Origin of the sequence: Herbaspirillum sp. 1173, from assembly GCF_031455335.1 — a bacterium.
Taxonomy (GTDB): Bacteria; Pseudomonadota; Gammaproteobacteria; order Burkholderiales; family Burkholderiaceae_D; genus Herbaspirillum; species Herbaspirillum huttiense.
The window spans coordinates 453,723-478,073 of record NZ_JAVDSP010000003.1 but is presented as its reverse complement, the minus strand read 5'-3'; the positions used below and the strand labels follow the sequence as shown (position 1 = coordinate 478,073).

Below are 24,351 nucleotides of genomic sequence, written 5' to 3'. Positions count from 1 at the left end.
CGCCAGATCAAATTGATGCAGCGGATAGATGGAATAAGCCCGATTCATGCACCGGACAGATAAGTCGCCGACTCTCGAATCCGGTGCATGAATCGGCGCGATGACGGGATAATCGTGCAGAACTTCACCACGCGAGTGCGTGCGATCACCAAGGCGGCGCGTCGCCCGCGCGGACTAAAGGAATCCCTAGTTGTGGCGTTCCACCAACGGCAGCGTGAAGCAGAAACGCGTGCCGCAGCTTTCTCCGGGTTGTGCCCAGATATCGCCGCGATGGCGCGCAATGATGTTCTTGCACAGCGCCAATCCGATGCCGTTGCCGCTGACCTTGGAGGAGAAGAAGCCATCGAAAAGCCGTTCGCGGTGGCCGGCATCGATGCCGCGTCCCTCGTCGGCAACGGTCAGCAGAGCATTGCCGGCACTGCGCGCGGTGCTGATGCGCACATGCCTTGCGCCCTCGGGAAAGGCCATCATTTCCTCGATGGCGTTGAAGGCGAGATTCAAGATCACCTGGCCGATCAGCACCTTCTCGCAGCTCACCACCAGCGGCTGCGTACCCGGTTCGATGTGCAGGTGGACCTTGCCTTCGGCGGCCTTCATCTCGATGAACCAGCGCACTTCCTCCAGCACGGCGTTGAGGTCGATCAGGCCTTCGCTCTGCTCCAGCCGTACCACGTATTCGCGCACGCTCTTGATGATGGTGGCGGCATGGTCGACCTGGCGTCCGGCACTCTCCAGCCCCCACACGATCTGTCCGGCCTGTTCGCGCAGGGCCTCGCTCTGTTTGATGCGCAACACCGAGCCTTCGAGGAAATTGCGGATCGCCGCCAGCGGCTGCGACAGCTCGTGCGCGATGGCGGTGGCCATCTCGCCCATGGCATTGTGGCGCGCCAGGTATTCCAGCGAGGCCTGGTCGCGGCGGCGCGCTTCCTCGGCTTCGACCTGGTCGGTGATGTCGTGGAAGTGCAGCAGGTGGCCCTTGAGGTCGTTCTCGATCTCGATGTAGCGGCACACCGCGTGATGCCAGCGCACCAGCCCATCCTTGCGCAGGATCTGGTAGCGCAGCGGGAAGCTGATCGCATCCGGCAGCGCCAGCGTGAGCAGTTCCAGCAATTCATCGCGCGACTCCGGCAGGCATTGCTCGACGAAATTCTTGGGCGGGTTCTGGCCCGGCCGCACGCCCAGCAGCTTGCGGCCGGCGTCGCTCAGGTACTCGATGCCGCCATCCGAACGCAGCACCGTCACGCCTTCGTCGGAGTCCTGCATGAATTCCTTGAGACGGCTCTCCAGCTTTTTCATTTCGCGCCGGATCTGTTCCTCGCGCGCAATATCGCGGAACTGCACCATGATCACGTCGCGCTCGGTCAGCGGCACCAGCGTGGCAATCGCCTCCGAGAGAATCTCGTCGCCGTTCTTGGCGCGGTAGCACCACTCGACCATGTTGCTGCCGTGGAGCACTGCATCGTGCAGCCACTTGCGGCCGATTTCGCGGCGGTATTCGTGCGACTGCCGGCTCATGTCCGGGGCTTTGAGCGGCAGCAGTTCTTCCAGCGTGAACCCCAGTACCTGGCAGGCCGAGGGATTGGCCCAGAGGATGGACTTGGTCTGGGCGTCATGCAGGATGATGCACATGGGCAGCGCTTCCATCATGCGGCGGAAATCGTCCAGCCCGAAGCGGATGCTGTCATCCGGCAGGGCAGGGGAAACTGGGGCAGCGGTTTGTTCTGGCATCGCTCGTCTCTGTCATCGCTTCATGATCTGCAGGACGGTGTTTCCTCCATGGATGAGTTCACGCATCGGAGGAAGCACTGGCGCTGCTTTGTGGAATGGCACTAGGGGATTTCTTTAGAAGGCTTCACCTATTCCCCTAAAAAAGCTGCAGCGCTCCCGATTGAACCGGGATACGCCGCTCCCTACACTCGACTTCATTCTGATGCAAGCCACCTGGAGAATGCAATGTCCGTGATGGAGAACCCGGCCGCGCTGGCCGCCCGTGAAGAAGATGCCCTGGTCCCGCTGCTGGCCGAGATCCGTGCGCGCCGCGAGGAATTCGCCGCGCAGCGTTTCGTGCCCAAGGATTTCATCGCGCAGTTGAAGAAGGCCGGTGTCTATCGCGCCGCCACCCCGCAATGCTTCGGCGGCAGCGGTCTCTCGCCGATGGGTTTCCTGCAGATGATCGAACGCATTTCCGTCGCCGATGCCTCGGTCGGCTGGGTCGCCAGTTTCGGTTCGGCCTCGGTCTATCTGGCCGCTCTGCCCAGGGAAACGCAAGCCAGGCTGTATGCCAAGGGGCCGGACCTGACCTTCGCCGGCGGCCTGTTCCCGCTGCAGCCGGCCGAGCAGGTCGAGGGCGGCTGGATGGTCAATGGCACCTGGAAGTTCGCCAGCGGCTGCAAGGGCGCCGATGTGCTGGGTGTGGGCATCGGTGCGGCCGTGCCCGGCCAGGCCGGTTCCAAGCCGCGCACCGCCGTGCTGCCGCCGGAGCAGGTCGAGATCATCGACAACTGGGACGTGATGGGACTGGTGGGTACCGGCAGCCATGACCTCAAGGTGAGCCAGCAATTCGTTCCCGAGGAATGGACCTTCATCCGCGGCGGCGTGCCCACCATCGATGAACCGCTGTACCGCTATCCGACCATCGCCTATGCCGCGCAGGTGCTGGCCGTGGTGAACCTGGGCGTGGGACGCGCCGCCATCGACGAGATCAACCAGATGTCCGGTGGCCGTGTGGCCATTACCGGCGCGCCCAAGCTGGCCGACCGTTCCTATGTGCGCATCGAGGTCGCCAAGGCCGAAGCCAAGTTGCGTTCGGCGCGCGCCTTCCTCTACGACGCCACCGGCGAAGTCTGGCATTCCATCCTCGCCGGCAACCCCGTCACGCCCGAGCAGGTCAGCCTGCTGCGCCTGACCGCCGTGGAAATCGCCAAGGTCGGCAATGAAGTCACGCAGGCCATGTTCGGCCTGGCCGGTACCACCGCCATCTACAGCAACCACCCGCTGCAGCGCTACCTGCGCGATGCCGCCGTGGTCAAGCAGCACGCCTTCCTGGGCGAGGGCATCTATGACGGTGCCGGTGCAGTCACGCTGGGCGTGCCGCCGATGCCGGGCTTCCTGTAAGCCGCCGCGTCCTTTCTTTTTTCGATTTCAAGTTTTCAGTCCGGAGCCCTCATGAGCCAAGTCCCAAGCAATGATAAAGAACCGCTGCGCGTCCTCTTCTGTGTCGGCGTGACGCAAAACTTCTTCGACCTGCCCGCCACCGAGACCGGTCCGGTGTGGCAGGCCTATGGCCAGATGATGACGGCACTGGCCACCATGGACGGCATCAAGGTACTGGGCACCATGGACGATGATCGTCTCATGGTGGGCAAGTCCGACGATGCGCCGTGGACCTTCTACATCATGGCCGACGTGGCCGATCTCGATACGGTGGTGGCGGCCTGCAACCTGTTCCGCACCACCATGGTCGGTGAACACCGCCTGTGGAAATACGGCAAGATCGAAGCCCGCGTGGGCCGCGCCCTGATCATCCAGGGCGCCTGATCATGGACAAGAAGATTGCCCTGGTCACCGGTGCCGCACGCGGCCTCGGCGAAAGCATCGCGCGCAAGATGCACGCCGCCGGCTACAAGGTGGCGCTGGCCGACATCGACCTGGAACAGGTCTCGGCAGTGGCCGCCAGTCTCGATGCCAGCGGTGCCACCGCCATGCCGCTGGCGCTGGACGTGCGCCGCAAGCCGGACTTCATCGCCGCCTGCGACGCCATCGAATTGCGCTGGGGCGGGGCGGCGGTGCTGGTCAACAATGCGGGCCGCTCGCGTGTGGCAGCGTTGATGGAGATCACTCCCGAGGAGTGGGACGAGGTCACCGCCATCAACATGAAAGGCACGTTTCTTGCGTGCCAGGTGTTCGGCAAACGCTTCGCCGATCGCGGCTACGGACGCATCATCAACATCGCCTCGCTGGCCGGGCAAAACGGCGGTACCGCCACCGGTGCGCACTATGCGGCGGCCAAGGGGGCGGTACTGACCCTGACCAAGGTCTTTGCCCGTGAACTCGCAGGCGCCGGGGTGACCGTCAATGCCATCTCGCCGGGCCCGCTGGACCTGCCCATCGTGCGCGAGATCGTGCCGGCCGACAAGCTGGCCGCGACCATCGCCACCATTCCGGTGAAGACGCTGGGCGAACCCGATTTCATCGCCGATGCGGTGCTGCTGCTGGCCTCGCCCGATGCGGGTTCGGCCACCGGGGCCTGCCTCGACATCAACGGCGGGCTCTACATGCGTTGATGAAGATCGGCCTGGTGCCGATGCCAGATTGCTGTCCCAGATCGGTGGCGGAGTGGGGAAGCCCGCCATCATCTCAACCAACAAGGGAGAAACACATGCTGCACAAACGCCTGATTGCCACCGCCGCCACTGCCGTTCTGGCCGCTGCCGGAACCCTCGCCAGCGTCGCCGGCAATCCTGCCTTTGCCCAGGTCAAGATCGGGGTCGTGACCTCCTCCACCGGGCCGGTCTCGCTGGTGGGCATTCCGCAGAAGAACACCGTGCCGCTGCTGCCGGCCAAGGCCGGTGATCTGAAGATCGAATACATCTCGCTGGACGACGCCAGCGATCCGACCAAGTCGGTCACCGAAGTCAAGAAACTGATTGCCGAATACAACGTCGATGCCATCATCGGCCCCAGCGGTTCGCCCAATGCCATGGGCGTGATTTCCTTTGCGGCCGAAGCCGGCGTGCCGATGCTGGCCCCGGTGGGCACGGCGGCCGTGGTGCTGCCGATGACGGAGCAGAAGAAGTGGGTTTTCAAGACCACGCAGAACGATGACCTGATCGCCAGCGCGCTGGTGGCGCAGATGGTCAAGAGCAAGGTCAAGACGGCCGGCTTCATCGCCGTCAACGATCCCTTCGGTGAGAACTGGGCCAAGGTCTTCACGGAGCTGGCAGCCAAGAACAACATCAAGATCGTGGCCAATGAGCGCTACCAGCGCACCGATACTTCGGTCACCGCGCAGACGCTCAAGATCGTCGCTGCCAATCCGGATGCCGTGCTGGTGGCGGCCCCGGGCGCGGCTACCGTGCTGCCGCAGACCACGCTGTTCGACCAGGGCTACAAGGGCAAGATCTACCAGACCCACGGCGCGGCCTTGCCGGCCTTCCTGCAGCTGGGCAAGAACAAGGTCGAGGGCACCATCCTGGCCGCGAGCCTGATGCTGGTACTGCCCGAGATCGCGGACAGCAATCCCTCCAAGAAGGTCGCCACCGAGTACATCGAGGCCTACAAGAAGATGTACAACACCGTGCCCGCCACCTTCGGTGCCAACGTGTATGACGCCGGCCTGCTGCTGGAGAAAGCCATTCCTGTGGCCGCGAAGAAGGCCAAGCCGGGCAGCAAGGAATTCCGCGCCGCCTTGCGCGATGCACTGGAAAGCACCAAGGAAGTGGTCGGCACCCAGGGCGTCTACAACATGAGCCCGGCGGACCACAGCGGTTTCGATGAACGTGGTCGTGAGCTCATCACCGTCAAGGGCGGCAACTGGACCCTGCTCAAGCCGTAAGGACCACGCCTGCTGCGCCGGTCCGGCCTCCACGCCGGGCGGGCGCAGTGTTCCACCTCCACCCGCATCCCGAACCTGGCGCGTCGTTCCCGGCTGGATGGCAGCGCGCGCCGGCTCCACAAGGAAGTCGCAATGAATCTCCAAATCGTGGCGCTGCTGGGACAGGACGGCATCACCAACGGTGCCATCTATGCGCTCTTGGCGCTGTCCATCGTCCTGGTCTTTACCGTCACCCGTATCCTCCTGATCCCGCAGGGCGAGTTCGTCTCCTTCGGCGCACTCACCATGGGCATGATGCAGAACGGCCAGCCGCTCACCGTCGCCTGGCTGCTGGTGGCCATGTGCCTGGGTGCCTGTGCCTTCGATCTCTACGACATGTGGCGCACCAGCCGCCGCCGCCCCAGCCTGTGGCTGCCGGCCAAGCTGGTGTATGCGGTGGTCGTGGCGGGCCTGGCCCTGAATCTCAACTTCACCACCTTGCCCATGCTGGCGCAGATCGCCATGACCCTGCTGCTGCTGGTGCCGATGGGGCCGCTGATGTACCGCATGGCCTTCCAGCCCATCGCCTCGGCCTCGCCGCTGGTGCTGCTGATCGTCTCCATCGCCGTGCACGTGGCGCTGGTCGGCGTGGCGCTGCTGGTGTTCGGCCCCGAAGGCGCACGCACCGCGCCCTTCACCGAGGCCAGCCTGGAACTGGGCAGCCTGCGCTTTTCCAGTCAGGCGCTGTGGGTGATCTGCGTGTCGCTGCTGCTCATCGTGGGGCTGTTCCTGATGTTCGAGCGCACGCTCTATGGCAAGGCCTTGCGCGCTGCTGCGTTGAACCGCATGGGCGCGCGCCTGATGGGCATCTCGCCGGTGTTCGCGGGCAAGGCCATGTTCCTGCTGGCTTCACTCATTGGCGTGATGTCGGGCGTGCTGATCGCGCCCATCACCACGATCTACTATGACTCCGGCTTCCTGATCAGCCTGAAGGGCTTCGTTGGTTCCATCATCGGCGGGCTGGTCAGCTATCCGGTGGCGGCCATCGGTGCACTGGCCATTGGCCTCATCGAATCCTTCTCGACCTTCTGGGCCAGTGCCTACAAGGAAATCATCGTCTTCGTGCTGATCATTCCCATCCTGCTATGGCGTTCTCTCTCGACCCGTCACGTGGAGGAAGAAGAATGAAACCCGCTTCCTCCACCTCTTCTTCCAAACGTCCGATGGCGCGCTTGTCCTCGCGCGCGGCGCTGGGCCTGTTCGTGGTCCTGCTGGCGGTTGCGCCCTTCGTGCTGCCACCGTTCACCATGACCTTGTTGAACAACATCGGCCTGGCCTCGCTGGTGGTGCTGGGACTGGTGCTGCTGACCGGCGTGGCCGGCCTGACCAGTTTCGGGCAGGCGGCGTTCGTCGGTCTGGGTGCCTACTTCTCGGCGGCACTGTCGGCCAAGATCCTGCCGCTGCCCGATGCGCTGCTGTGGATGCAATCGCCCTGGGTGGCACTGGTGGTGGCCCTGGTGCTGACGGCCGTGCTGGCCTTTGCGGTGGGCAGCGTCACGCTCAAGCTCTCCGGCCACTACCTGCCGCTGGGCACCATCGCCTGGGGAATCAGCCTGTATTTCATCTTCGGTACGCTGGAGAGCATGGGCGGGCAGACCGGCATGTCGGGCATACCCTCGATCACGTTCTTTGGCATCGCGCTCAGTTCCGACCGGGCCATGTTTGGCCTGATCTGGGTGGCCGTGCTGCTGGGCGTGGCGGCTCTGAGCAATCTGCTGGATTCGCGCGAGGGCCGCGCCATCCGCGCACTCAAGGGCGGCATCGTGATGGCCGAGGCCATGGGCATCAATACGGCACGCATGCGCATCGTGGTCTTCGTGATCGCCGCCGTGCTCGCGGCCCTGTCGGGCTGGCTGTACGTGCACATGCAGCGCTTCGTCAATCCCTCGCCCTTCGGGCTGGGCTTCGGTATCGACTACCTGTTCATGGCGGTATTGGGCGGAGCGAGCCATGTGTGGGGCGCGGTGCTGGGTTCCACCTTGATCGTGGTGCTCAAGGAATGGCTGCAGGGCATCCTGCCGGTGGTACTGGGGCGCTCGGGCAACTTCGAGACCATCGTCTTCGGGCTCCTGATCGTGGTGCTGCTGCAGCGTTCGCGTGATGGGCTCTGGCCTTACCTGGCCCGCCTGGTGCCGGTGCGCAGCCGACGGCTGGAGATCGATCCGCAAGCCGAAGCCCTGCCGCGCCGCCCCATGCCTGCGCCGCAGGAAGTGGTGCTGGATGTGCGGAACGTGACCCGCAAGTTCGGCGGCCTGGTGGCCAACAACAACATGAGCCTGAAGGTGATGGCCGGTGAAGTGCTGGCCCTGATCGGTCCCAATGGGGCGGGCAAGTCCACGCTTTTCAACCAGATTTCCGGTGTCGATACACCGACCTCGGGCAGCGTGCAGTTCCGCGGCCATGAGGTCACCGGTCGCGGTTCGCGTCACATCGCCGGGCTGGGCATGAGCCGCAGCTTCCAGCATGTACGCCTGATGCCGCGCATGACGGTGCTGGAGAACGTCGCCATCGGTGCCTATCTGCGCGGCCAGCGCGGTGTGCTGTCGTCCATGCTGCGTCTGGATCGCCAGGAAGAGGCGCGCATCCTGGCGGAAGCGGCGCGCCAGATCGAACGTGTCGGATTGAAAGCACAGATGTTCGAGCAGGCCGGTGCCTTGTCGCTGGGCCAGCAACGCATCCTGGAAATCGCCCGTGCGCTGGCCGCCGATCCCTGCCTGCTGTTGCTGGATGAACCCGCAGCGGGTCTGCGCCTTGGGGAGAAGCAGGCGCTGGGCGACCTGCTGCGCAAGCTGCGCAGCGAAGGCATGGCCATCCTGCTGGTGGAACACGACATGGATTTCGTGATGGAACTGGTGGACCGCATCGTGGTGATGGACTTCGGCCAGAAGATCGCCGAGGGCTTGCCCGAAGAGATCCAGAACAATCGCGCCGTGCTGGAAGCCTATCTGGGCGTGGCCGACGAGGAAGAGGGCGCCGCAGTCGAAGAGGGCGCGGGCAATGCCATCGCAGCAGGAGCACATCATGGGCAATAAGGTATTGGAAGTACGCGACCTGTCGGCGGCCTATGGCCGGGTGCAGGTACTGTCGGGCATCGACCTCTCGGTGGAGCAGGGCAAGATCGTCACCGTGATCGGCCCCAATGGCGCGGGCAAGACCACGCTGCTGTCGGCCATCATGGGGGTGTTGCCCTCGCGTGGGGCGATGGCGTTTGACGGCACCATCCGCCATTCGCCCGAGGTCGAAGAGATGGTGGCGGCCGGCATGACCCTGGTGCCGGAGAAGCGTGAGCTGTTCTCGGAGATGAACATCGAGGACAACCTGATGCTGGGGGCTTTCCAGCGCTACCGCACCGGCCAGCGCGACTACGCGGCGACGCTGGAAGAGGTCTATACGCTCTTCCCGCGCTTGCGTGAACGCCGCACGCAACAGGCCGGCACGCTTTCTGGCGGCGAGCGCCAGATGCTGGCCGTGGGCCGTGCGCTCATGGCCAAGCCGCGCCTGCTGATGCTGGACGAGCCCAGCCTGGGGCTGGCGCCGCTGATCGTGCGCGAGATCTTCCGCATCATCGCCGAGCTGCGCCGGCGGGGCGTCTCCATCCTGCTGGTGGAGCAGAACGCGCGCGCCGCGCTGCAGGTGGCCGATTACGGCTACGTGCTGGAGAACGGCGAGATCCGCATGCACGGCCCGGCCAGCCAGCTGGCCCATGACCGCCGCGTGATCGAGGCTTACCTGGGCTTGTCCGGCAAGCACCAGGACAAGCTGGCTGGCTGAACATTTTCCTGATCGATTGATTGAGTGATTGAGTGATTGCCATGAGCAACGCAACTTCCCCCTCTGCTGCATCACCTGCTGGACCCTTGCGCATCTGCATCGCCGGCGCCGGCGCCATCGGCGGCACCCTGGCCGTGCGCCTGTCGGCCGCCGGCCATCAGGTCAGCGTGTTGGCGCGCGGCCAGACGCTGCAGGCCATCCGCGAGCGCGGACTGACTTTGCATGACCTGCACGGCACCACCCACGCCCGTCCGGCGGCCAGCCAGTTGCCGGAGTTCGGCATGCAGGACGTCATTTTCCTGTGCGCCAAGAGTCAGGACATGTCAGCCCTGCTGCCCCAGATCGCGCCCATGGTGGGCGAAGAGACGGTGGTGATCCCGACCAACAATGGCGTGCCGTGGTGGTATTTCCACCGCGAGGGCGGGCGCTTCGATGGCCAGGCCGTCAAGGCCGTGGACCCGGATGGTGCGCTGTCAAACGCGGTTGCGCTGGACCGGCTGATCGGCAGCGTGCTCTTCATCACGGCCGAGGTCGAGAGCCCGGGCGTGATCCGTTCGGTCAATCCGCACCTGATGGTGCTGGGTGAACCTTCCGGCGAGATGAGCGGGCGGCTCATGCGCGTGCGGGCGGCGGTGGAAGCGGCCGGCATCGAAGCTCGCGCCACCGATCGCATCCGCGACAAGCTGTGGACCAAGATCATCGCCAACATCAGCACCAACCCGCTGTCTGTCATCACGCAGGGCACGCTGCAGCAGCTATATGGTTTGCCGGAGCTGCGCGAGGTGGTCAGCCAGATCATGCGCGAGACCTTGCTGGTGGCCTCCAGCCATGGGGCGCGGGTGGACATCGACCCGCTGACCTTCCTGCAGTTGGGCGAGGCCATGGGGGCCTTCCGCACCTCGATGCTGCAGGATCTGGAGCGCGGGCGGCCACTGGAGCTGGCGGCCATCGGCGATGCGGTGCTGGAGATGGCCGAGCGTTATGCCATCCCGATGCCGATCACGCGGGCCATCGTATCGCTGGCGCGTTTTCGCGGGGAGGCGGCGCAGCAGCAGACAGGGCAGACAGGACAACAGAGAGCGCAGCAGACACAACAACCGCAGCCGGCGGCACGGGCCGCCTGAGCGCGATCACCTCATTTATGGATTCAGGAGTCAAATCGATGAATATCATGCAATTCAGCTATGGCGCAGATAAGCCATCCCACTGCAGTGATGAAGAATGGGCGCTGCGCATCCAGCTGGCGCACTGTTACCGGCTGGTGGATTACCTGGGCTGGACGGAGATGATCTTCAACCACATCTCGGTGCGCGTGCCGGGGCCGGAGCATCATTACCTGGTCAATCCCTTTGCGCTGAACTACAACGAAGTGACGCCGGCCAACCTGCTCAAGGTGGGGCTGGATGGGCAGTTGGCCGAACCATCGGACTACAAGGCCAACCCGGCCGGGTTCGCGCTGCATAGCGCCATCCACGGTGCGCGCGATGATTTGCGCTGCGTGATCCATACGCATACCACGCCGATCTCGGCAGTGACGATGAAGAAGAGCGGCTTCGAGCACAACGATTTCTATGGGGCGCAACTGTTCGGGCGCATCGGGTATCACGAGTTCGAGGGCATTACGCTGTTTGCGGAGGAGAAGGAGCGCATGCTGCAGAGCCTCGGGGACAAACACATTCTGGTGTTGCGCAATCACGGGGTGGCGGTGTGCGAGAGCGATATCCAGCGTGCCTTCTTCCTGCTGTGGACGGTGCAGCGGGCCGCCGAGATCCAGGTGGCGGGACGGTCGATGGCGGGGGAGGATCAGCTGTTGCCGGATGCGGTAAGGCAGAAATGCGCGGACCTGACGCAGCAGCTCATTCGCAATGACGGGTTTGCGGTGATTTTCTTTGAGGCGATTGTGCGCAAGATGTTGAAGGGGGTTTATCAGGTGGGTTGAGCTTTGGGATGGATCAATGGGGCGGCTGGGGTGGGTGGATTTGGGCGGCCAAGCGTTGGTGCAGGCTACTGCGGCAGCCCTTTGTTCGAATTCGCTGTGAGTTTTTCCAAGGTCATTGACTGGATTTGTTTTTGATCCTGTTTCCTACCTGGAGCCATAAAGCTTTTATGTCCGAGATTCGCGCCTTCTGTTTGCGCCTCACATCATCGGAAAGATGAAATATGCTGTAAATGAATACGCCCTCACGCAGCTGGTAATAGGCACTGTGACAGGTGTTGGTTGGTCGATACCCAATTCCATCACCCAGATTGCAATCAATCTCGGCGGCATAATTCTTGATGGGGTGGGTGATAAACGGCGTCATTGGATAGATGAACATCGGGGTGACGCTCCAGTAGCCAATCTCTTCTTTACTGCGGTCACCCCAATGTTCTTCATCAGGTACTTCGTCCGATACGCCCATGTCGAAGCGCATTTCTTCGCTAGAAGAAATGCAGAAATTGCCAAGCCATTTTTTTCTCTCTTTGGACAAGAAGACCGTGCAATACGTATCGCGGGACTTGGTATTCCATGGAGATGGCTTTCTAGAGATGGCCCATGTGTTGGGGATGTTCGTGATTTTTTTTCACCAAGGTCAGATCGCCGGAAGACAATGTTGCAGTCTTGCCGGAATTTATTAGTAAGACCCCGAGAAGGAGCAGGTAGTAATTGGACGCTTTCATTTAGTTTTTAATTGCTGTTGTTGATGAGGACTGCCAGGAAAGGCTTGATCGACAGGAGAGAGTTGCAGAGCCTGCTGAATGCGGTATCAGCGGCTGGATTGTTTTCTTACCTTATTCCCTACCTGAAGCCATAGGGCACGGATGTCAGAAATTTTCACCTTTTGCTTGCGCTTCACGTTGTCAAATACGTGAAAGATGCTGTAAATGAAGACCCCTGGACGCATCTCATAAAGTGTGGTGTGGCACATGCTGGTGGCGCGATAGACTGGTCCGTCTTCCATATAACAGTCCGATTCTGCGGCGTAGTTCTTGATCGGATTCAAGATGAATGGCGTCATCGGGTAGATGGAGAGTGGTGTGACGCGCCAGTAGCCGACTTCGTATCGACTGCGATCTGCCCAGTCCTCCTCCTCGGGGACTTCGTTCCAAATGCCCATGGTCTGAATGAAATCCGTGTTTGATGTGAGACATAGTTCCCCGAGCCATTGCTTGCTCTTCCGTGATAAAAAAACCGTGCAATAAGTTTCGGGGAAATCTTTTCCTAGAGGTGCCATATTTTTTTTTATATGCCACGTGACTGGAATATGCAGATCTTGCTTTAGTAGGGCTAAATCCTTTGTTGAAATTTCTTTTGCCGAAACTGATGGAGCAAACGCGGTGAAGAGAGTGAACAAGAGAATCCTGATTCTGATCATTTGCTGTTATCCATTAATATGTTCTGTGCCCAAAGAGTCTCCTTCAAGCGCTCAGGTAAATGATTTGGCTTTTTTGTGGTGCCATTAACGCCATTGATTGCCTTTGCTACGGCTTGTACTGTCAGTTCGTCAATAACAGCCGATCTAATTTGCAGGTTGATACTCTTAAATCCGTTGTCTTTGGCACCTGCTGTCCAATACCATCCGCCCGAATCGACTGCGTTATAAACATTGATTGAAAGTCTCTGCGGGTCAGAAATCTTTGGGGCCTTGTCCGGACGTTTTGGATTCCACCAATCCGGCGCAAATGAACTGGGAGATAGCCATCCTCGATACACCCAATACTTCCCATAATTCTCCCGCCCACTGAGTTGCTTGATCCCCCGCCCCCTGAACTTCGGCCCGTCATGCTCCTCGATATTGCCGAGCATTCCAGAGAGGTAGTAGAGATAATCCGTCTTGGCCTTGGGCATATAAAACCCCGCACTTTCCGGCTGAAAACTCTCATGCGTCGGTTTTCTGGCGAAACTGACCGCCCCTTCCGCCATGATCACCAGGTACATGCATTCAACCGCCGCCTCACCCAGAAAATGCGTCATCCGCACCGGTGAATTGATCAGGTACTTGCGCATCACCTTGTTGATGTCATTCCGGTAGGTTTCCCGAATCGATGCCGGGGTGCGCTGCCGTCCCTCTGCCTCCAGCGCCTTCAACGGATATTTCTCGTCCGGATAGATACGCGCCAGGTCCTTCGCACTGAGCCAGGCGCATTTGCGGAAGTGGCGAATGAATTCCTTCGGATGCCAGTGCCAGTGATTTCTGGGCAGCTCAGTACCCCCGGGCCAGAAGGCAAGGGCGCTGATATGCGCACGCAATGCCTCAAAATCCGTGTTGCTCAACGGCGTAGGATTTTCTGCCGTGCTGGTCTTCAGCCATCCCCAGCGTACGTCGATGGTGCTGCTCTCCCACTCGGTAGGGAATCGGGCAATGACCCGGCGCAATCTGGCGGCAATTGTCGGATCGCTCAGTCGCGCCATGGCTTCCTCCGCCTGCACACGGCCATCGCAGTTGCTGTCAAGCCATCTGCGGATGGTCCCGGAGTCGCAGCGGCTGTCCTGATCCGTATCGTCATCAATGAGTCGCCACCCCTTCCAGGGCGGGAAATCCGCATCGCTGAAAATGCGGATGTTGGACGCGTGGAGATTGACCCAGCCGAATCCCTCGGAATACGGAACTTTCCTCCAATGGGGCAGCGAGGCCGAGGGCAGCTTGTCAGGACCGATCACGCGTCCGAAACGCAGCAATTCATAGACGGCAGCGGGTGCCGGCCGCTGCGCATCGGGAAAGGCCTTGGCAATCCGTACCGCATTTCTGTAGAGACCGGCCTCGCCGTCCTTGTCCGGCAAGGGCGCGCCTATCCGGCTCCCATCCATGGCGTAAGCGGAGACCACGGCTTCGCCGGTACGCGCAACATCGCCCTCCGCACCGGGGTAACGCACTCCCACAAGATAGTCACTCGCCGTCGCATGAATGGCTGTCAGGGCCACCGGAGGATCCGGTTCTTCATCGCCGGCGCGCCGCTTGCGTTTCGGGGCCGGTGTCACCGCCTGCGCGGAATGTGGCAGGGGCTCCTGATCGAAGACCGGCGTGCCGGCGGGGATGAGGAAAAAGGTCTCGCCGAAGATCACATCATTGCGTCCATCCGAGGCAAGAGACAACGGGTCTGCAGCGCGGCCCGCGAGACGGACGAGATTGGCATCGTCGCAGATGATCTCGACATGCAGGCGGCCCTTTTCGCCATTGATGTAGCCCGCCTGCCCGATAATTTCCTTGCGATGCGCGAAGCGCTTGAGCATCGTGGCCGGCCCGATGTCATGCAAGTGCATGTAGACACTGAAGAAGACGACGCGCGCCTGTTCACCTTCGCCGATCTCGGCTTCATGCCTGATGACGACCACGCCATCGCTGGTGGCCCCGTTGTACATGAGGGGATGTTCAGGCGGCAGGTTGGGCAAGCCTTTCGTGGGCGGGCGCACAAAGACGATGGTGCCATCCGCAATGGCCCGGACGGGTTCATGGGCGTTGCCTGCCTTCGGAGCGGTCAGGTGAATCCCGCCATGCCATCCGAGATTGAAACTGACCGGAAATGCGCCCCGGCCTGGCGCATCGCCGTTCATGGCCAGGTCGAGCCATTCGTCTTCGCTCTGTTGCTCCGTGCGCGGTGGCAGGAAAGGGGGACTGATCAGCATGATGTCCTCATTGAAGAAAAACTCACTGTGAGTAGGGATAGCGCTTGGGCAGATTCAAGTCGCTCGCGGGCAGCAATGGCATCGCATACGACACGCGTGCCGGACCCGTCATCGCATGCTGCGACGCCTTGCATTCCCATTTGCCGGCGGTTCCTTGCGTGATCCCGGAGGCGTTGATCTGGATGAAGGAACCGCCTGCCGAAATCACCACCTCTTCTTTCGCATGGATCTCTACGCGCCCGCTGGTCGATAGCAGCCGCGCCACCTTCTCGGCGATGAGATCCAGGTCGTCGCTCTGCGCCTGCACCTCCACCTTGCCCTTGGCGGAGAACAGCTTGATCCCGGCCTTGAAGGCAAACAGGCTGATTTTTTCGGCGACGCTGGCCAGCAGACTCTTGCCGGTCGCGATGCTGGTATCCGAACCCCAGGGCAAGGTGATCTCCTCTCCGGCATGCGCATGCAGCCCCTTGCGCGTGGTCAGGCCGATGCCGTCGGGAGACGCGGCCAGCAGGATGGCTTGCTTGAAACGATGGGCCTCCGATTGCGCGGCTTCCGGGTAAGTGCCTTGCGTCGCTTCGATCATCTTGCCCAGGGCATCCAGTCCACCGAGCGCTTCCGCATCTGCCTTCGCCGCTGTCTCGGACAGTTGCTGGCTCATTGCCGATGCGGTTTTCAGTTGGCCGGTGGCTTCGCTGGCATCCAGTTGCGTTCCCTGTGCACCCGGCCTGCCGTAGGTGCTGATGTACAAGCCCTTGTGCGTGACGATGGCGCCGTAGGCATCGGTACTGAGCGCGAAGCCGGTGCCGAAGAAATGGCGGCGCTCATTGCCCGTCTGGCTGACCAGATGGCCGAGGTTCAATTGCGCATGGGCATGGGTGCTGTAGAGGTGAATCCGGTTTTGTTCGGAGGTGTCATCCATCACCAGCTGGTTGAACCCGACACCGCCGAATTCCTTGGATTTGAATCCCGATAGCCGTCCGTTGCTGTGCCATGGCGGACGCTGTTCCTCATTGAACAGGCGCCCAGTCACGACCGGTCGATCCGGGTCGCCATTGAGGAAGGACACGATGACTTCCTGCCCGATGCGCGGCACATGGACGGCACCCCAGTATTCGCCTGCATTGGCATAACTCACCCGGACCCAGCAGGACGCCGCCTCATTGCCCGGATTGATCCGGTCCCAGCGGAACTGGACCTTGATGCGATCGAGAGAATCGGTGTAAACCTCCTCTCCCGCAGGCCCCACGACGATCGCCGTCTGCTGCAGCATGACCGGCCTGGCATGCGAGCGCGCAGGGCGGAACGGCAGCTTGCGCCGCTGTACCTCGAAGCGGTTGAAGCAATGGCCGGTGTGTTCATTCTCCGTCTGGTCGACTTGCCGCTCACGCCGGATCGACTCCTTGAAGGCCAGCAGCGCCGCGCTCAGGCTGCCCGGAAAATCCAGCGCCTGATGCGACAGGGGCAGGTTGTTCTCGATGAACCAGTCAATGGCCAGGATGACGAACTGGCGTTCGCTCTCCGGCTCCTTGCGATGCAGGGGATGGTCCTCCAGCCTGAACCAGCGCCCGCAAGCCAGATTGCGCACGCCCGAGACGCCGCTGTAGCGCTGCATCGCAGATTCCCATTGCTCCACTTGCAGGTCGGCCTGACGATTGCCTTGCTCCTGCTGGGAAAAACTGTATGCGCCGGTGTACTCATACACCTCCAGCTGTGCGGGCAGCAGTCCATACTCTGCCATCACCTGCTCTTCGGCCTCCTTCTGCAGGCGAGGCGATTTGTAGTCGTCGCTGCGGCCGCGCCAGACGTTCGAGGCGAGCGTGCGGCTGGCGCTCCACTGCAGGATCTTGTCGAGCTCGTCACGGGGGCCGGCACCGTGGAAGGCAATGCCTTGCCGGGGCAGGCCGGGCAGGCTCCATGTAGTGTCGGTAATGACCAGAACGTGGCCGCCGCCATCCTCCTGTTGCTCGTGATGGGCGAACCAGCCTTCTTCTTCCATCAGGCGCTGGACGAAATGCCAGTCGGTTTCGTACTGGGTGCAATAGGACCGAGCCAGAGACGGGCGCTCGAGTTCGAAGCGATAGTGGCCGCGCGCTTGCGGATGGCCGTCGAACACGTCCGCAAGAATGTCCTCGGTGGTCTTGTCCTGCCAGATCCGGGCGTCCTTGCGAAAGCGCAGGAAATGCAGCCAGGGAGAAAATGAGAGCTGGCAGAAATCGATCTCGCCGTCACTGCCCAGGCGCTTGGCGGTATGCACGTAGCCATGCCAGGGGAGGGTGTCGCCTTCATGCTGCCTGATCCACAGGGTGACGGGCTGTGCAATCAATTGCTCCAGCGCGATGCCGGTGCGCGTGGCCAGCAGATCGAGGGTGACTTCGTAGCCGTGATTCAGTCGCTCAGTGGCGATGAGCCGTTGTGGCAGGAGGATGTCCGGCCCGAGCGGCGAGTCCAGCTGGAGCAGCCGGCGATGTTGCGTGATGCGCGCTTGGGAGCGGGATGAATCTTTCTGCGAGGGGGCGGGCATGCGATGCGCTTTCCAGGGAGAATTCGCGCAATCCGGAACAGGCCAGTGAACAAACAGGCAAAAAACGCAGACCCACTTGAGAAGTGCGCTTGCCCGGCTTGAAGGAGGAAGTCCCGGATGCGGCCAATGCCCTTGATCTCATCGGTGCTGCAGAGGCCACGGGCGACGAAGGCGACAGTCTCCGTTGCGAGAGGCGTTTTCTCAATGGAAGAAATTCTAATTTTCGGGCGATTTGTATTGCTGCGTTCCCTCCGCCATCGTCAAGATAGATCGCAGCTTTTGATGGAATGACGAATTGTTTTGAATGGCGACATCCATAAAAAATCGCGCCGCTCCGAAGGAGGGCGCGATACCAGGTACATCAGCAAGCAAAGACGTTCACTTCGTCCCGGTCTTGTTCCAATCCGCGGCCTTGTCCGACGCTGCGCCCGCCACCGAGTACAGCGCTCCCGGCGCATTGCGCGTCTTCTGGAATTCTTCCAGCGACTGCCCGCGCATGGCCGCATAAATATGCAGGTTCGACACGCCGACCACCGCGCCCAGCTTTTCCAGCAGGAAGAAGATCACGCCATAGCGGATCATGGCCTGCCAGTCGCGGCGGCTGATCATGTCGCATTCCTCCTGCGACAGCCCGGCTTCCTCATAGGTGGCCTGCGGATCAGCCCGGAAGCGCTCGCGGAACGCCGGCTGGATCAGCTGGTACAGATAGCGGTTGATGCGGTAGCGCGCATTGGCCGTCTCCAGCGTGAAGGGATAGGTGCCTTGCAGTTGCTCGATGCCCTTGAGCTGCTGCGCCACGTGCTCGCGATGACGCGCCACCTCGGCCGCCTGCAAGGCCGCATCGGCCGGCACTGCCGGTTCATACACGGCCACCGCGATGCCGGTCATGGAGGGCAGGTAATACTCGCGATGCCGGCAATGCACGCCCGCCGGCATGGCCCCGCGCATGATCAGCCACATGATGACCTCGGCACTCTCCAGTCCGCCCAGCGTCGCCAGTTCGGCGTGAGTCAGGCGCGTGAGCGCTTCCGGATCATGCTGCAGGAGATCGAGGAACTGATGGTCCCAGGGCGTGTTGTTGAAACCGGCACGCTCGCCATGTACCTGGTGCGACAGCCCGCCGGTCGCGACGATGACCACATCCAGGTCCTCCGGATAGCTTTCGATGGCGCGACGCAGACCCTGGCCAAGCTTGTAGCAGCGGCGTGCGGTCGGGATCGGGAACTGCAGCACGCCCACCTGCAGCGGGATGATCTGGCCGGGCCAGTCTTTCTCGTGCGGCCACAGCATCGACAGCGGCGAGAAGCACCCGTGGTCCAGCGGCTTGTTCTGGAAGAAGGCCATGTCGAATTCATCGGCCATCAGGGAGCTGCCGATATGCCGCGCCAATGCCGCATGGCCACCGACGGCCGGCAGCTTGCGCGCGCCCCCGCCTTCGTCGGCGACCTGGTACTCGCTGCCCACCCCCAGGGCAAAGGCGGAGTAATGATCGAAGAAGAAGGAGGTCACGTGGTCGTTGTAGACCACCAGCAGGACGTCCGGCTGCTTCTCTTGCAGCCATTGCTGCACCGGCTCGTAAGCCTTGAAGATGGGCGCCCACACCGCATCGTGCTGCTTGTTGGCATCCAGCGCGAAGCCGATGGTCGGTGTATGGGAGGTGGCGATGGCGCCGACGATATTGGCCATGACGATTTATTCCTGTAACAGATGAATCCGATGTGATTGATGCAGCAGCTTGATCAAACCGCAGCCGCCGGACGCTGCCCCATCTGGATGAAGACGATGATCAGCGCCGCCAGCGTAGCCGGCACCGCGAGAATGGCGATGACGGCACCAAAGCCCCAGCCCATCGACAGCAGCACGCCGCCGGCGAAGGAACCCAGGATGCTGCCGAAGCGGCCCACGCCCAGCATCCACGACACGCCGGTGGCGCGCACCACGGTCGGATAGCAGGAGGGTGCGAAGGCGTTCAGTCCGGTCTGTGCGCCGCTCATGCAGAAGCCGGCCAGCAGCACGTAGGCCGCAAACATGCCTGACTGCACGCTGCCGGACGCCAGCAGCAGGATGAAGACGGCACCCGCGATGTAGGCGCAGGCGATGGCACGGCTGGGCGACCAGCGATCCATCAGGAAGCCTACCACCAGCGCGCCGACGGTGCCGCCCAGCTGGAACAGGGCCGTGATGCTGGCCGCCTTCTCGATGGGCAGGCCGGCATCCTTGATCAGCGTGGGCAGCCAGCCCGAGAGCAGGTAGATCACCAGCAGGCCCATGAAGTAGGTGCCCCACAGCGACAGCGTGGTCTTGCGATAGGTCTCCGAGAGCAGCACCTTGGCCGGCTGGCCGCCCTTGACCGGCGGTTCGCTGACGCTGAAGGTCTGGCCGGCGGCGAAGTGGCCGCCGCACACGCGCGCCAGGGTGCGGGCAATGCGGTCGGCGGGATAGTGGCGCACCACCATGAAGCGCGCCGACTCCGGCACCAGCCACAGGTAGAAGGGCAGGCACAGCAGCGGGATGGCACCGCCGACCATCAGGACGGTGCGCCAGCCATACTCCGGCAAGAGCGCGGCGGCGAGGAAGCCGACCAGGCCCGAGCCGAGGTTGAAGCCGGTGAACATGATGGCCAGCAGCGTGCTGCGCGAACGCTCCGGGACATACTCGGAGAGCAGGGTAGTGGCATTGGGCATGGCCGCGCCCAGGCCGAGGCCGGTCAGGAAGCGCAGCGCCGAGAGCGTGACCACGTCATGCGCGAAGGCACAGGCCAGGCTGCACGCACCGAACCAGGCCACCGCCGTCATCAGCAGTTTCTTGCGGCCGTAGCGGTCCGACAGCGGACCGACCAGCAGCGCACCCATGGCCAGGCCGATGGGCGCGGCACTCATGACCACGCCGAAGGCCGCGCGCGAGATGCCCCATTCCTTGGTGATGGCCGGTGCCAGGAAGCCCATGATGGCCACGTCCATGCCGTCGGTGGCCACGATGAGGAAGCACAGGATCAGCAGTAGCCATTGATAGCCGGACATCTTGCGCCCGTTGATGTGCGAACGCACGTCCAGCGATTGTGCTGTATTCATTAAGTCTCCGTGATGGGTTCGAGTTGTGGGAATCTGCCGGCTTGTCTGCACGCGGCTTGGGGATTACCTGTCCAGGCAGCACCAGCGTGCCTCGACTTGGCACAAAGTGTAAGACGGGGAGGGCTGGCGAGTATTGCTTTCGGCTACCGGAGTGTTGCCATTTGCTAATCGCGATGGATTTTTTTTGGAACCCGGAAAGTGCGGTCCGCAGTGCCGCAAGCCGCCGCCTGCGGGCTTGCGCCGTTCAGCCCAGTGCTGCGGCGACCGCTTCGATGGCTTCCTGCAGCGCGCGGGCACCGGGCGATAGATGGGCCCCCTTGCGCTGCATGAGCCCGATGCGGCGCTCCATGCCGCGCATGGCGAAGGGCAGGGTGGTGAGCTGCCCGGTGGCGATCTCATGCTGCAGCTGATGGGCCGAGATCACGGTGAGCATGTCGCTGCCCACCAGCAGTCCGCGCAGCAGCGCCAGGTCGCCGGTTTCCACCGCAGGGCGGGGCGCCGGCCAGTGGCTGTCGCGGAAGAATTGCTCGATGGAATCGCGCAAGGGCGTCCCGGCCCGTGAGAGCACCCAGGGATAGCCGTCGAGATCACGCAAGGACAGCTTCTTGCGGCGCGCCAGCGGGTGGCCGGCCCGTGCGATCAGGGCAGCACTGTCGGCCACCAGCGGCCGCATGTCGAAGGTGTCACTGGAGAAGGCGCGCAATGCGCCGACGATGAAATCGATGCGTCCGCTCATGAGGCCGGCGGCCAGCTCTTCATAGGGACTTTCCAGCGAACGGATCTGCAGGCGCGGATGGCGTGCCAGCACCCGCGTCATGGCCGCCGGCAGCAGTTGCGAGCGCGCCAGCGGCAAGGCCCCCACCGTCACCGTACCTTGCACCACACCGTCAAGGGCGGCGATGTCTTCCGGAATATGGCGCAGTTCGGCCAGCGCCCGGCCGAAGCGTTCGGTCCAGCGGCGGCCCGCATCGGTGGGCAACATCCCGTGCGCGGTGCGGAAGAACAGCGCCTGCCCGAGGATACCCTCCAGCATCGACAAGGCCTGGCTCACCGCCGAGGGCGACACTTCCATCAGGCGCGCCACGCTGGGCATGTGATGCGTTTCGGCCAGCAGCGCGGCGGCCTGCAGGCGGCGTTCATTGAACAGCGCGTCCAGGCTGCCTACCGGCTGGCCGTTGCGGTCGCGCAGGCGCAGGGCATCGTCGCGCACTTCGCGCAGTTCGGCTTCGATGCGCTCGACGCGCAGCCGGACGGCTTCGCCGGCCGCCGTCAGCAGCATGCCGCGCCCCTTGCGCTCGAACAGTTGCGCCGACAGGCTCTGCTCCAGCGCCGCCACCGAGCGCGCCACCGCCGAGGAGGCACGCAGCAGCGTGTCGGAGGAGCGGCGCACCCCGCCGGTGGTGGCGACGACATTGAAGACATGCAGGTGACGCAGGTTGAGCAGGGCCATGGCGTGACGATCCGGGACATTGATTTCTGAGCGCGATTAGAAAATTAGAACAGAGGAAGGCCCACAACGCAACCAAGCCGACAGGGCGCTCACGCATACTCGACGCCATTGTTTTCAAAGGTAAAGCGCCGTGCCTGACCTCGATTTCCCTCTTCCCGGAGACGCTGACGCGTCCGACCTGCTGGCCATTCCCTGCACCCTGATGCGCGGTGGCACCTCGCGTGGTCCCTTCTTCGTGGCCGATGATCTGCCAGCGGACATCGCTGCGCGCGATCGCGTGTTGCTGGCCGCGCTGGGATCGCCCGATCGTCGTCAGATCGACGGCCTCGGCGGTGCCCACCCACTGACCAGCAAGGCCGGCATCGTCAGCCGCAGCCGCGTGACCGGGGTGGATCTGGATTTCCTGTTCGCACAGTTGCAGCCCGAATCGGACCGTGTCGATACCACGCCCAATTGCGGCAACATGCTGGCCGCCGTGCTGCCCTTTGCCATCGAGCGCGGCCTCATCGTCGCCGGTCCCGAGACCACCACCGCGCGCATCCTCACACTCAACACCGGCATGCAGTGCGACGTGACGGTACAGACACCGGGCGGCCGCCTGCGCTATCGGGGCGATACCCGTATCGATGGCGTGCCGGGATCGGCGGCACCGGTCAGCATCAACTTCCTCGACACGGCGGGCTCGGTCTGCCCTGCCATGCTGCCCACGGGGCGTGTGCAAGACCGGGTGCGCTACGCCACCCCCGGCGGTGAGCAGCGCGAGACCGCTGCCACCCTGATCGACAATGGCATGCCCATGGTACTGGTGCGTGCGTCTGATTTCGGCCTGACTGGTGATGAAAGCGTGGCTGTCCTCAATGCCGATGCGTTCCTGAAGGAGAGACTGGAGGCGCTGCGACTGGCCTGCGGTCCGCTCATGGGGCTGGGGGAGGTCAGTGCCAGGAATTATCCCAAGATGTGCCTGCTGTCTGCCCCCGTGGCGGGCGGCACGATCAGCACCCGCTGCTTCATCCCGCATGTCTGCCACGAGGCCATTGGTGTGCTGGCCGCCGTCACCGTCGCCACCGCCTGCGTGCTGGAAGGCTCGGTAGCCCAGGGGCTGGCGCTGCCCGGCAGCGGCTTGCAGCGCACCGTCTCGGTGGAGCATCCCAGCGGCGAATTCAGCGTTGCGCTGGAGCTGGATCCGCACGACCAGCAACAAGTCCTGCGTGCCGCGCTGCTGCGCACGGCGCGTCCCATCCTGCGCGGGGAAGTGCTGATCCCCGCCGAACTCCTGACCGACCATTCCTGAATCCCATGCGAGACTCCCTCATCATCGACTGCCATGGCCACTACACCACCGCCCCCAAGGCGCTGGAAGACTGGCGCAACCGGCAGATCGTCCACCTGAACACGCCCGGACTCGGTCCCAAGGTGGCCGAGCTCAAGATCAGCGACGACGAACTGCGCGAGTCCATCGAAAGCAACCAGTTGCGCCTGATGCGCGAGCGCGGTGCGGATCTCACCATCTTCTCGCCGCGCGCTTCCTTCATGGCGCATCACATCGGCGATCTCAACACCAGCCAGACCTGGGCGGCCATCTGCAACGAGCTGTGCCATCGCGTGGCGCAACTGTTCCCCGATCACTTCATCGGTGCGGCCATGCTGCCGCAGTCGCCGGGGGCCGATATCCGCACCTCGATTGCCGAGATGGAGAAGTGCGTGCGCGAATATGGTTTCGTAGGCATCAATCTCAATCCCGATCCTTCGGGCGGACACTGGACTGCACCGCCGCTGTCGGACCGCGCCTGGTATCCGCTCTACGAGAAGATGGTGGAGCTGGAGGTGCCCGCCATGATCCACGTGAGCACCAGCTGCAATGCCTGCTTCCACACTACCGGTGCGCATTACCTCAATGCCGACACCACCGCCTTCATGCAGTGCCTGACCTCGGACCTGTTCAAGGATTTCCCGACGCTGAAGTTCCTGATCCCGCACGGCGGCGGTGCCGTGCCGTATCACTGGGGCCGTTTCCGTGGCCTGGCGCAGGAGATGAAGAAGCCGCTGCTGGAAGAGCATCTGCTCAACAACATCTTCTTCGACACCTGCGTGTATCACCAGCCGGGCATCGACCTGCTCACGCGCGTGATCCCGGTCGGGAACGTGCTGTTCGCCTCCGAGATGATCGGTGCCGTGCGCGGCATTGATCCGCAGACCGGCTACTACTACGACGACACCAAGCGCTACATCGAGGCCGCCGCCCTGAGCCCCGAAGAACGCCACCAGATCTACGAAGGCAATGCCCGCCGCGTCTACCCGCGCCTGGATGCCGCCCTCAACGCGAAAGGACTGACAGCATGA

General features: G+C 62.8%; 19 protein-coding genes. 11 read left to right on the top strand and 8 right to left on the bottom strand.

The annotated features are described in order from the left end of the window. Positions 1-186: 186 nt before the first annotated feature. Positions 187-1,728 carry an ATP-binding protein gene (locus tag J2X56_RS13955; protein WP_204725093.1) on the bottom strand — a complete coding sequence of 514 codons (1,542 nt, stop codon included), beginning with the start codon at positions 1,726-1,728 and terminating at the stop codon, positions 187-189. A gap of 225 nt (positions 1,729-1,953) precedes the next feature. On the opposite strand from J2X56_RS13955, the gene J2X56_RS13950 reads away from it, so the two are divergent. The 9 genes from J2X56_RS13950 to J2X56_RS13910 all read left to right on the top strand — a co-directional run bounded on the left by J2X56_RS13950 (position 1,954) and on the right by J2X56_RS13910 (position 11,303). Further along, positions 1,954-3,114: an acyl-CoA dehydrogenase family protein gene (locus tag J2X56_RS13950; RefSeq protein WP_121038082.1), complete on the top strand. Its 1,161-nt coding sequence runs from the start codon at positions 1,954-1,956 to the stop codon at positions 3,112-3,114. 51 nt (positions 3,115-3,165) lie between these two features. Continuing rightward, positions 3,166-3,537: a hypothetical protein gene (locus tag J2X56_RS13945; protein WP_039788791.1), complete on the top strand. Its 372-nt coding sequence runs from the start codon at positions 3,166-3,168 to the stop codon at positions 3,535-3,537. A 2-nt stretch (positions 3,538-3,539) separates the two neighbouring features. After that, the gene (locus J2X56_RS13940; RefSeq protein ID WP_034334416.1) at positions 3,540-4,283 is read left to right on the top strand and encodes an SDR family NAD(P)-dependent oxidoreductase; all 744 of its coding nucleotides are present in this window, start codon (positions 3,540-3,542) and stop codon (positions 4,281-4,283) included. A gap of 95 nt (positions 4,284-4,378) precedes the next feature. Then, positions 4,379-5,554 (top strand): ABC transporter substrate-binding protein, encoded by a 1,176-nt coding sequence (locus J2X56_RS13935; RefSeq protein ID WP_209583148.1) that lies wholly within the window; start codon positions 4,379-4,381, stop codon positions 5,552-5,554. 132 nt (positions 5,555-5,686) lie between these two features. After that, positions 5,687-6,721, top strand: a complete 1,035-nt coding sequence (locus J2X56_RS13930) for a branched-chain amino acid ABC transporter permease (protein ID WP_204725096.1) — start codon at positions 5,687-5,689, stop codon at positions 6,719-6,721. Further along, positions 6,718-8,625: a branched-chain amino acid ABC transporter ATP-binding protein/permease gene (locus J2X56_RS13925; RefSeq protein ID WP_310160632.1), complete on the top strand. Its 1,908-nt coding sequence runs from the start codon at positions 6,718-6,720 to the stop codon at positions 8,623-8,625. The genes J2X56_RS13930 and J2X56_RS13925 overlap by 4 nt, the downstream gene beginning before the upstream one ends. Next, positions 8,615-9,364: an ABC transporter ATP-binding protein gene (locus J2X56_RS13920; protein WP_034334426.1), complete on the top strand. Its 750-nt coding sequence runs from the start codon at positions 8,615-8,617 to the stop codon at positions 9,362-9,364. The genes J2X56_RS13925 and J2X56_RS13920 overlap by 11 nt, the downstream gene beginning before the upstream one ends. A 41-nt stretch (positions 9,365-9,405) precedes the next feature. Next, a complete protein-coding gene (locus J2X56_RS13915; protein WP_310160631.1) occupies positions 9,406-10,488 on the top strand; it encodes a 2-dehydropantoate 2-reductase in 1,083 nt (360 codons plus the stop codon). Between the two features lie 38 nt (positions 10,489-10,526). Continuing rightward, positions 10,527-11,303: a class II aldolase/adducin family protein gene (locus J2X56_RS13910; RefSeq protein ID WP_034334430.1), complete on the top strand. Its 777-nt coding sequence runs from the start codon at positions 10,527-10,529 to the stop codon at positions 11,301-11,303. Between the two features lie 112 nt (positions 11,304-11,415). On the opposite strand, the gene J2X56_RS13905 is transcribed toward J2X56_RS13910, so the two are convergent. The 7 genes from J2X56_RS13905 to J2X56_RS13875 form a co-directional block, all read right to left on the bottom strand. Then, positions 11,416-11,835, bottom strand: a complete 420-nt coding sequence (locus J2X56_RS13905) for a hypothetical protein (protein ID WP_310160630.1) — start codon at positions 11,833-11,835, stop codon at positions 11,416-11,418. Between the two features lie 276 nt (positions 11,836-12,111). Further along, positions 12,112-12,699 (bottom strand): hypothetical protein, encoded by a 588-nt coding sequence (locus J2X56_RS13900; RefSeq protein WP_310160629.1) that lies wholly within the window; start codon positions 12,697-12,699, stop codon positions 12,112-12,114. A gap of 17 nt (positions 12,700-12,716) precedes the next feature. Then, the gene (locus J2X56_RS13895) at positions 12,717-14,969 is read right to left on the bottom strand and encodes a hydroxyethylthiazole kinase (protein WP_310160628.1); all 2,253 of its coding nucleotides are present in this window, start codon (positions 14,967-14,969) and stop codon (positions 12,717-12,719) included. 22 nt (positions 14,970-14,991) lie between these two features. Then, entirely contained in the window at positions 14,992-17,490 is a 2,499-nt protein-coding gene (locus tag J2X56_RS13890) for a type VI secretion system Vgr family protein (RefSeq protein ID WP_310160627.1), read from the bottom strand. A 378-nt stretch (positions 17,491-17,868) separates the two neighbouring features. After that, positions 17,869-19,176 (bottom strand): gallate dioxygenase, encoded by a 1,308-nt coding sequence (locus J2X56_RS13885; RefSeq protein ID WP_310160626.1) that lies wholly within the window; start codon positions 19,174-19,176, stop codon positions 17,869-17,871. 53 nt (positions 19,177-19,229) lie between these two features. Continuing rightward, the gene (locus tag J2X56_RS13880) at positions 19,230-20,561 is read right to left on the bottom strand and encodes an MFS transporter (protein WP_134134694.1); all 1,332 of its coding nucleotides are present in this window, start codon (positions 20,559-20,561) and stop codon (positions 19,230-19,232) included. A gap of 244 nt (positions 20,562-20,805) precedes the next feature. Continuing rightward, positions 20,806-22,011, bottom strand: coding sequence for a LysR family transcriptional regulator (locus J2X56_RS13875; protein WP_134134696.1), 1,206 nt, complete (start codon positions 22,009-22,011; stop codon positions 20,806-20,808). 130 nt (positions 22,012-22,141) lie between these two features. Between J2X56_RS13875 and J2X56_RS13870 the strand changes: the two genes are divergently transcribed. After that, complete coding sequence (locus J2X56_RS13870) at positions 22,142-23,302, top strand: 4-oxalomesaconate tautomerase (protein WP_227022585.1); 1,161 nt, start codon at positions 22,142-22,144, stop codon at positions 23,300-23,302. A 5-nt stretch (positions 23,303-23,307) separates the two neighbouring features. Then, positions 23,308-24,351: an amidohydrolase family protein gene (locus tag J2X56_RS13865; RefSeq protein WP_310160625.1), complete on the top strand. Its 1,044-nt coding sequence runs from the start codon at positions 23,308-23,310 to the stop codon at positions 24,349-24,351.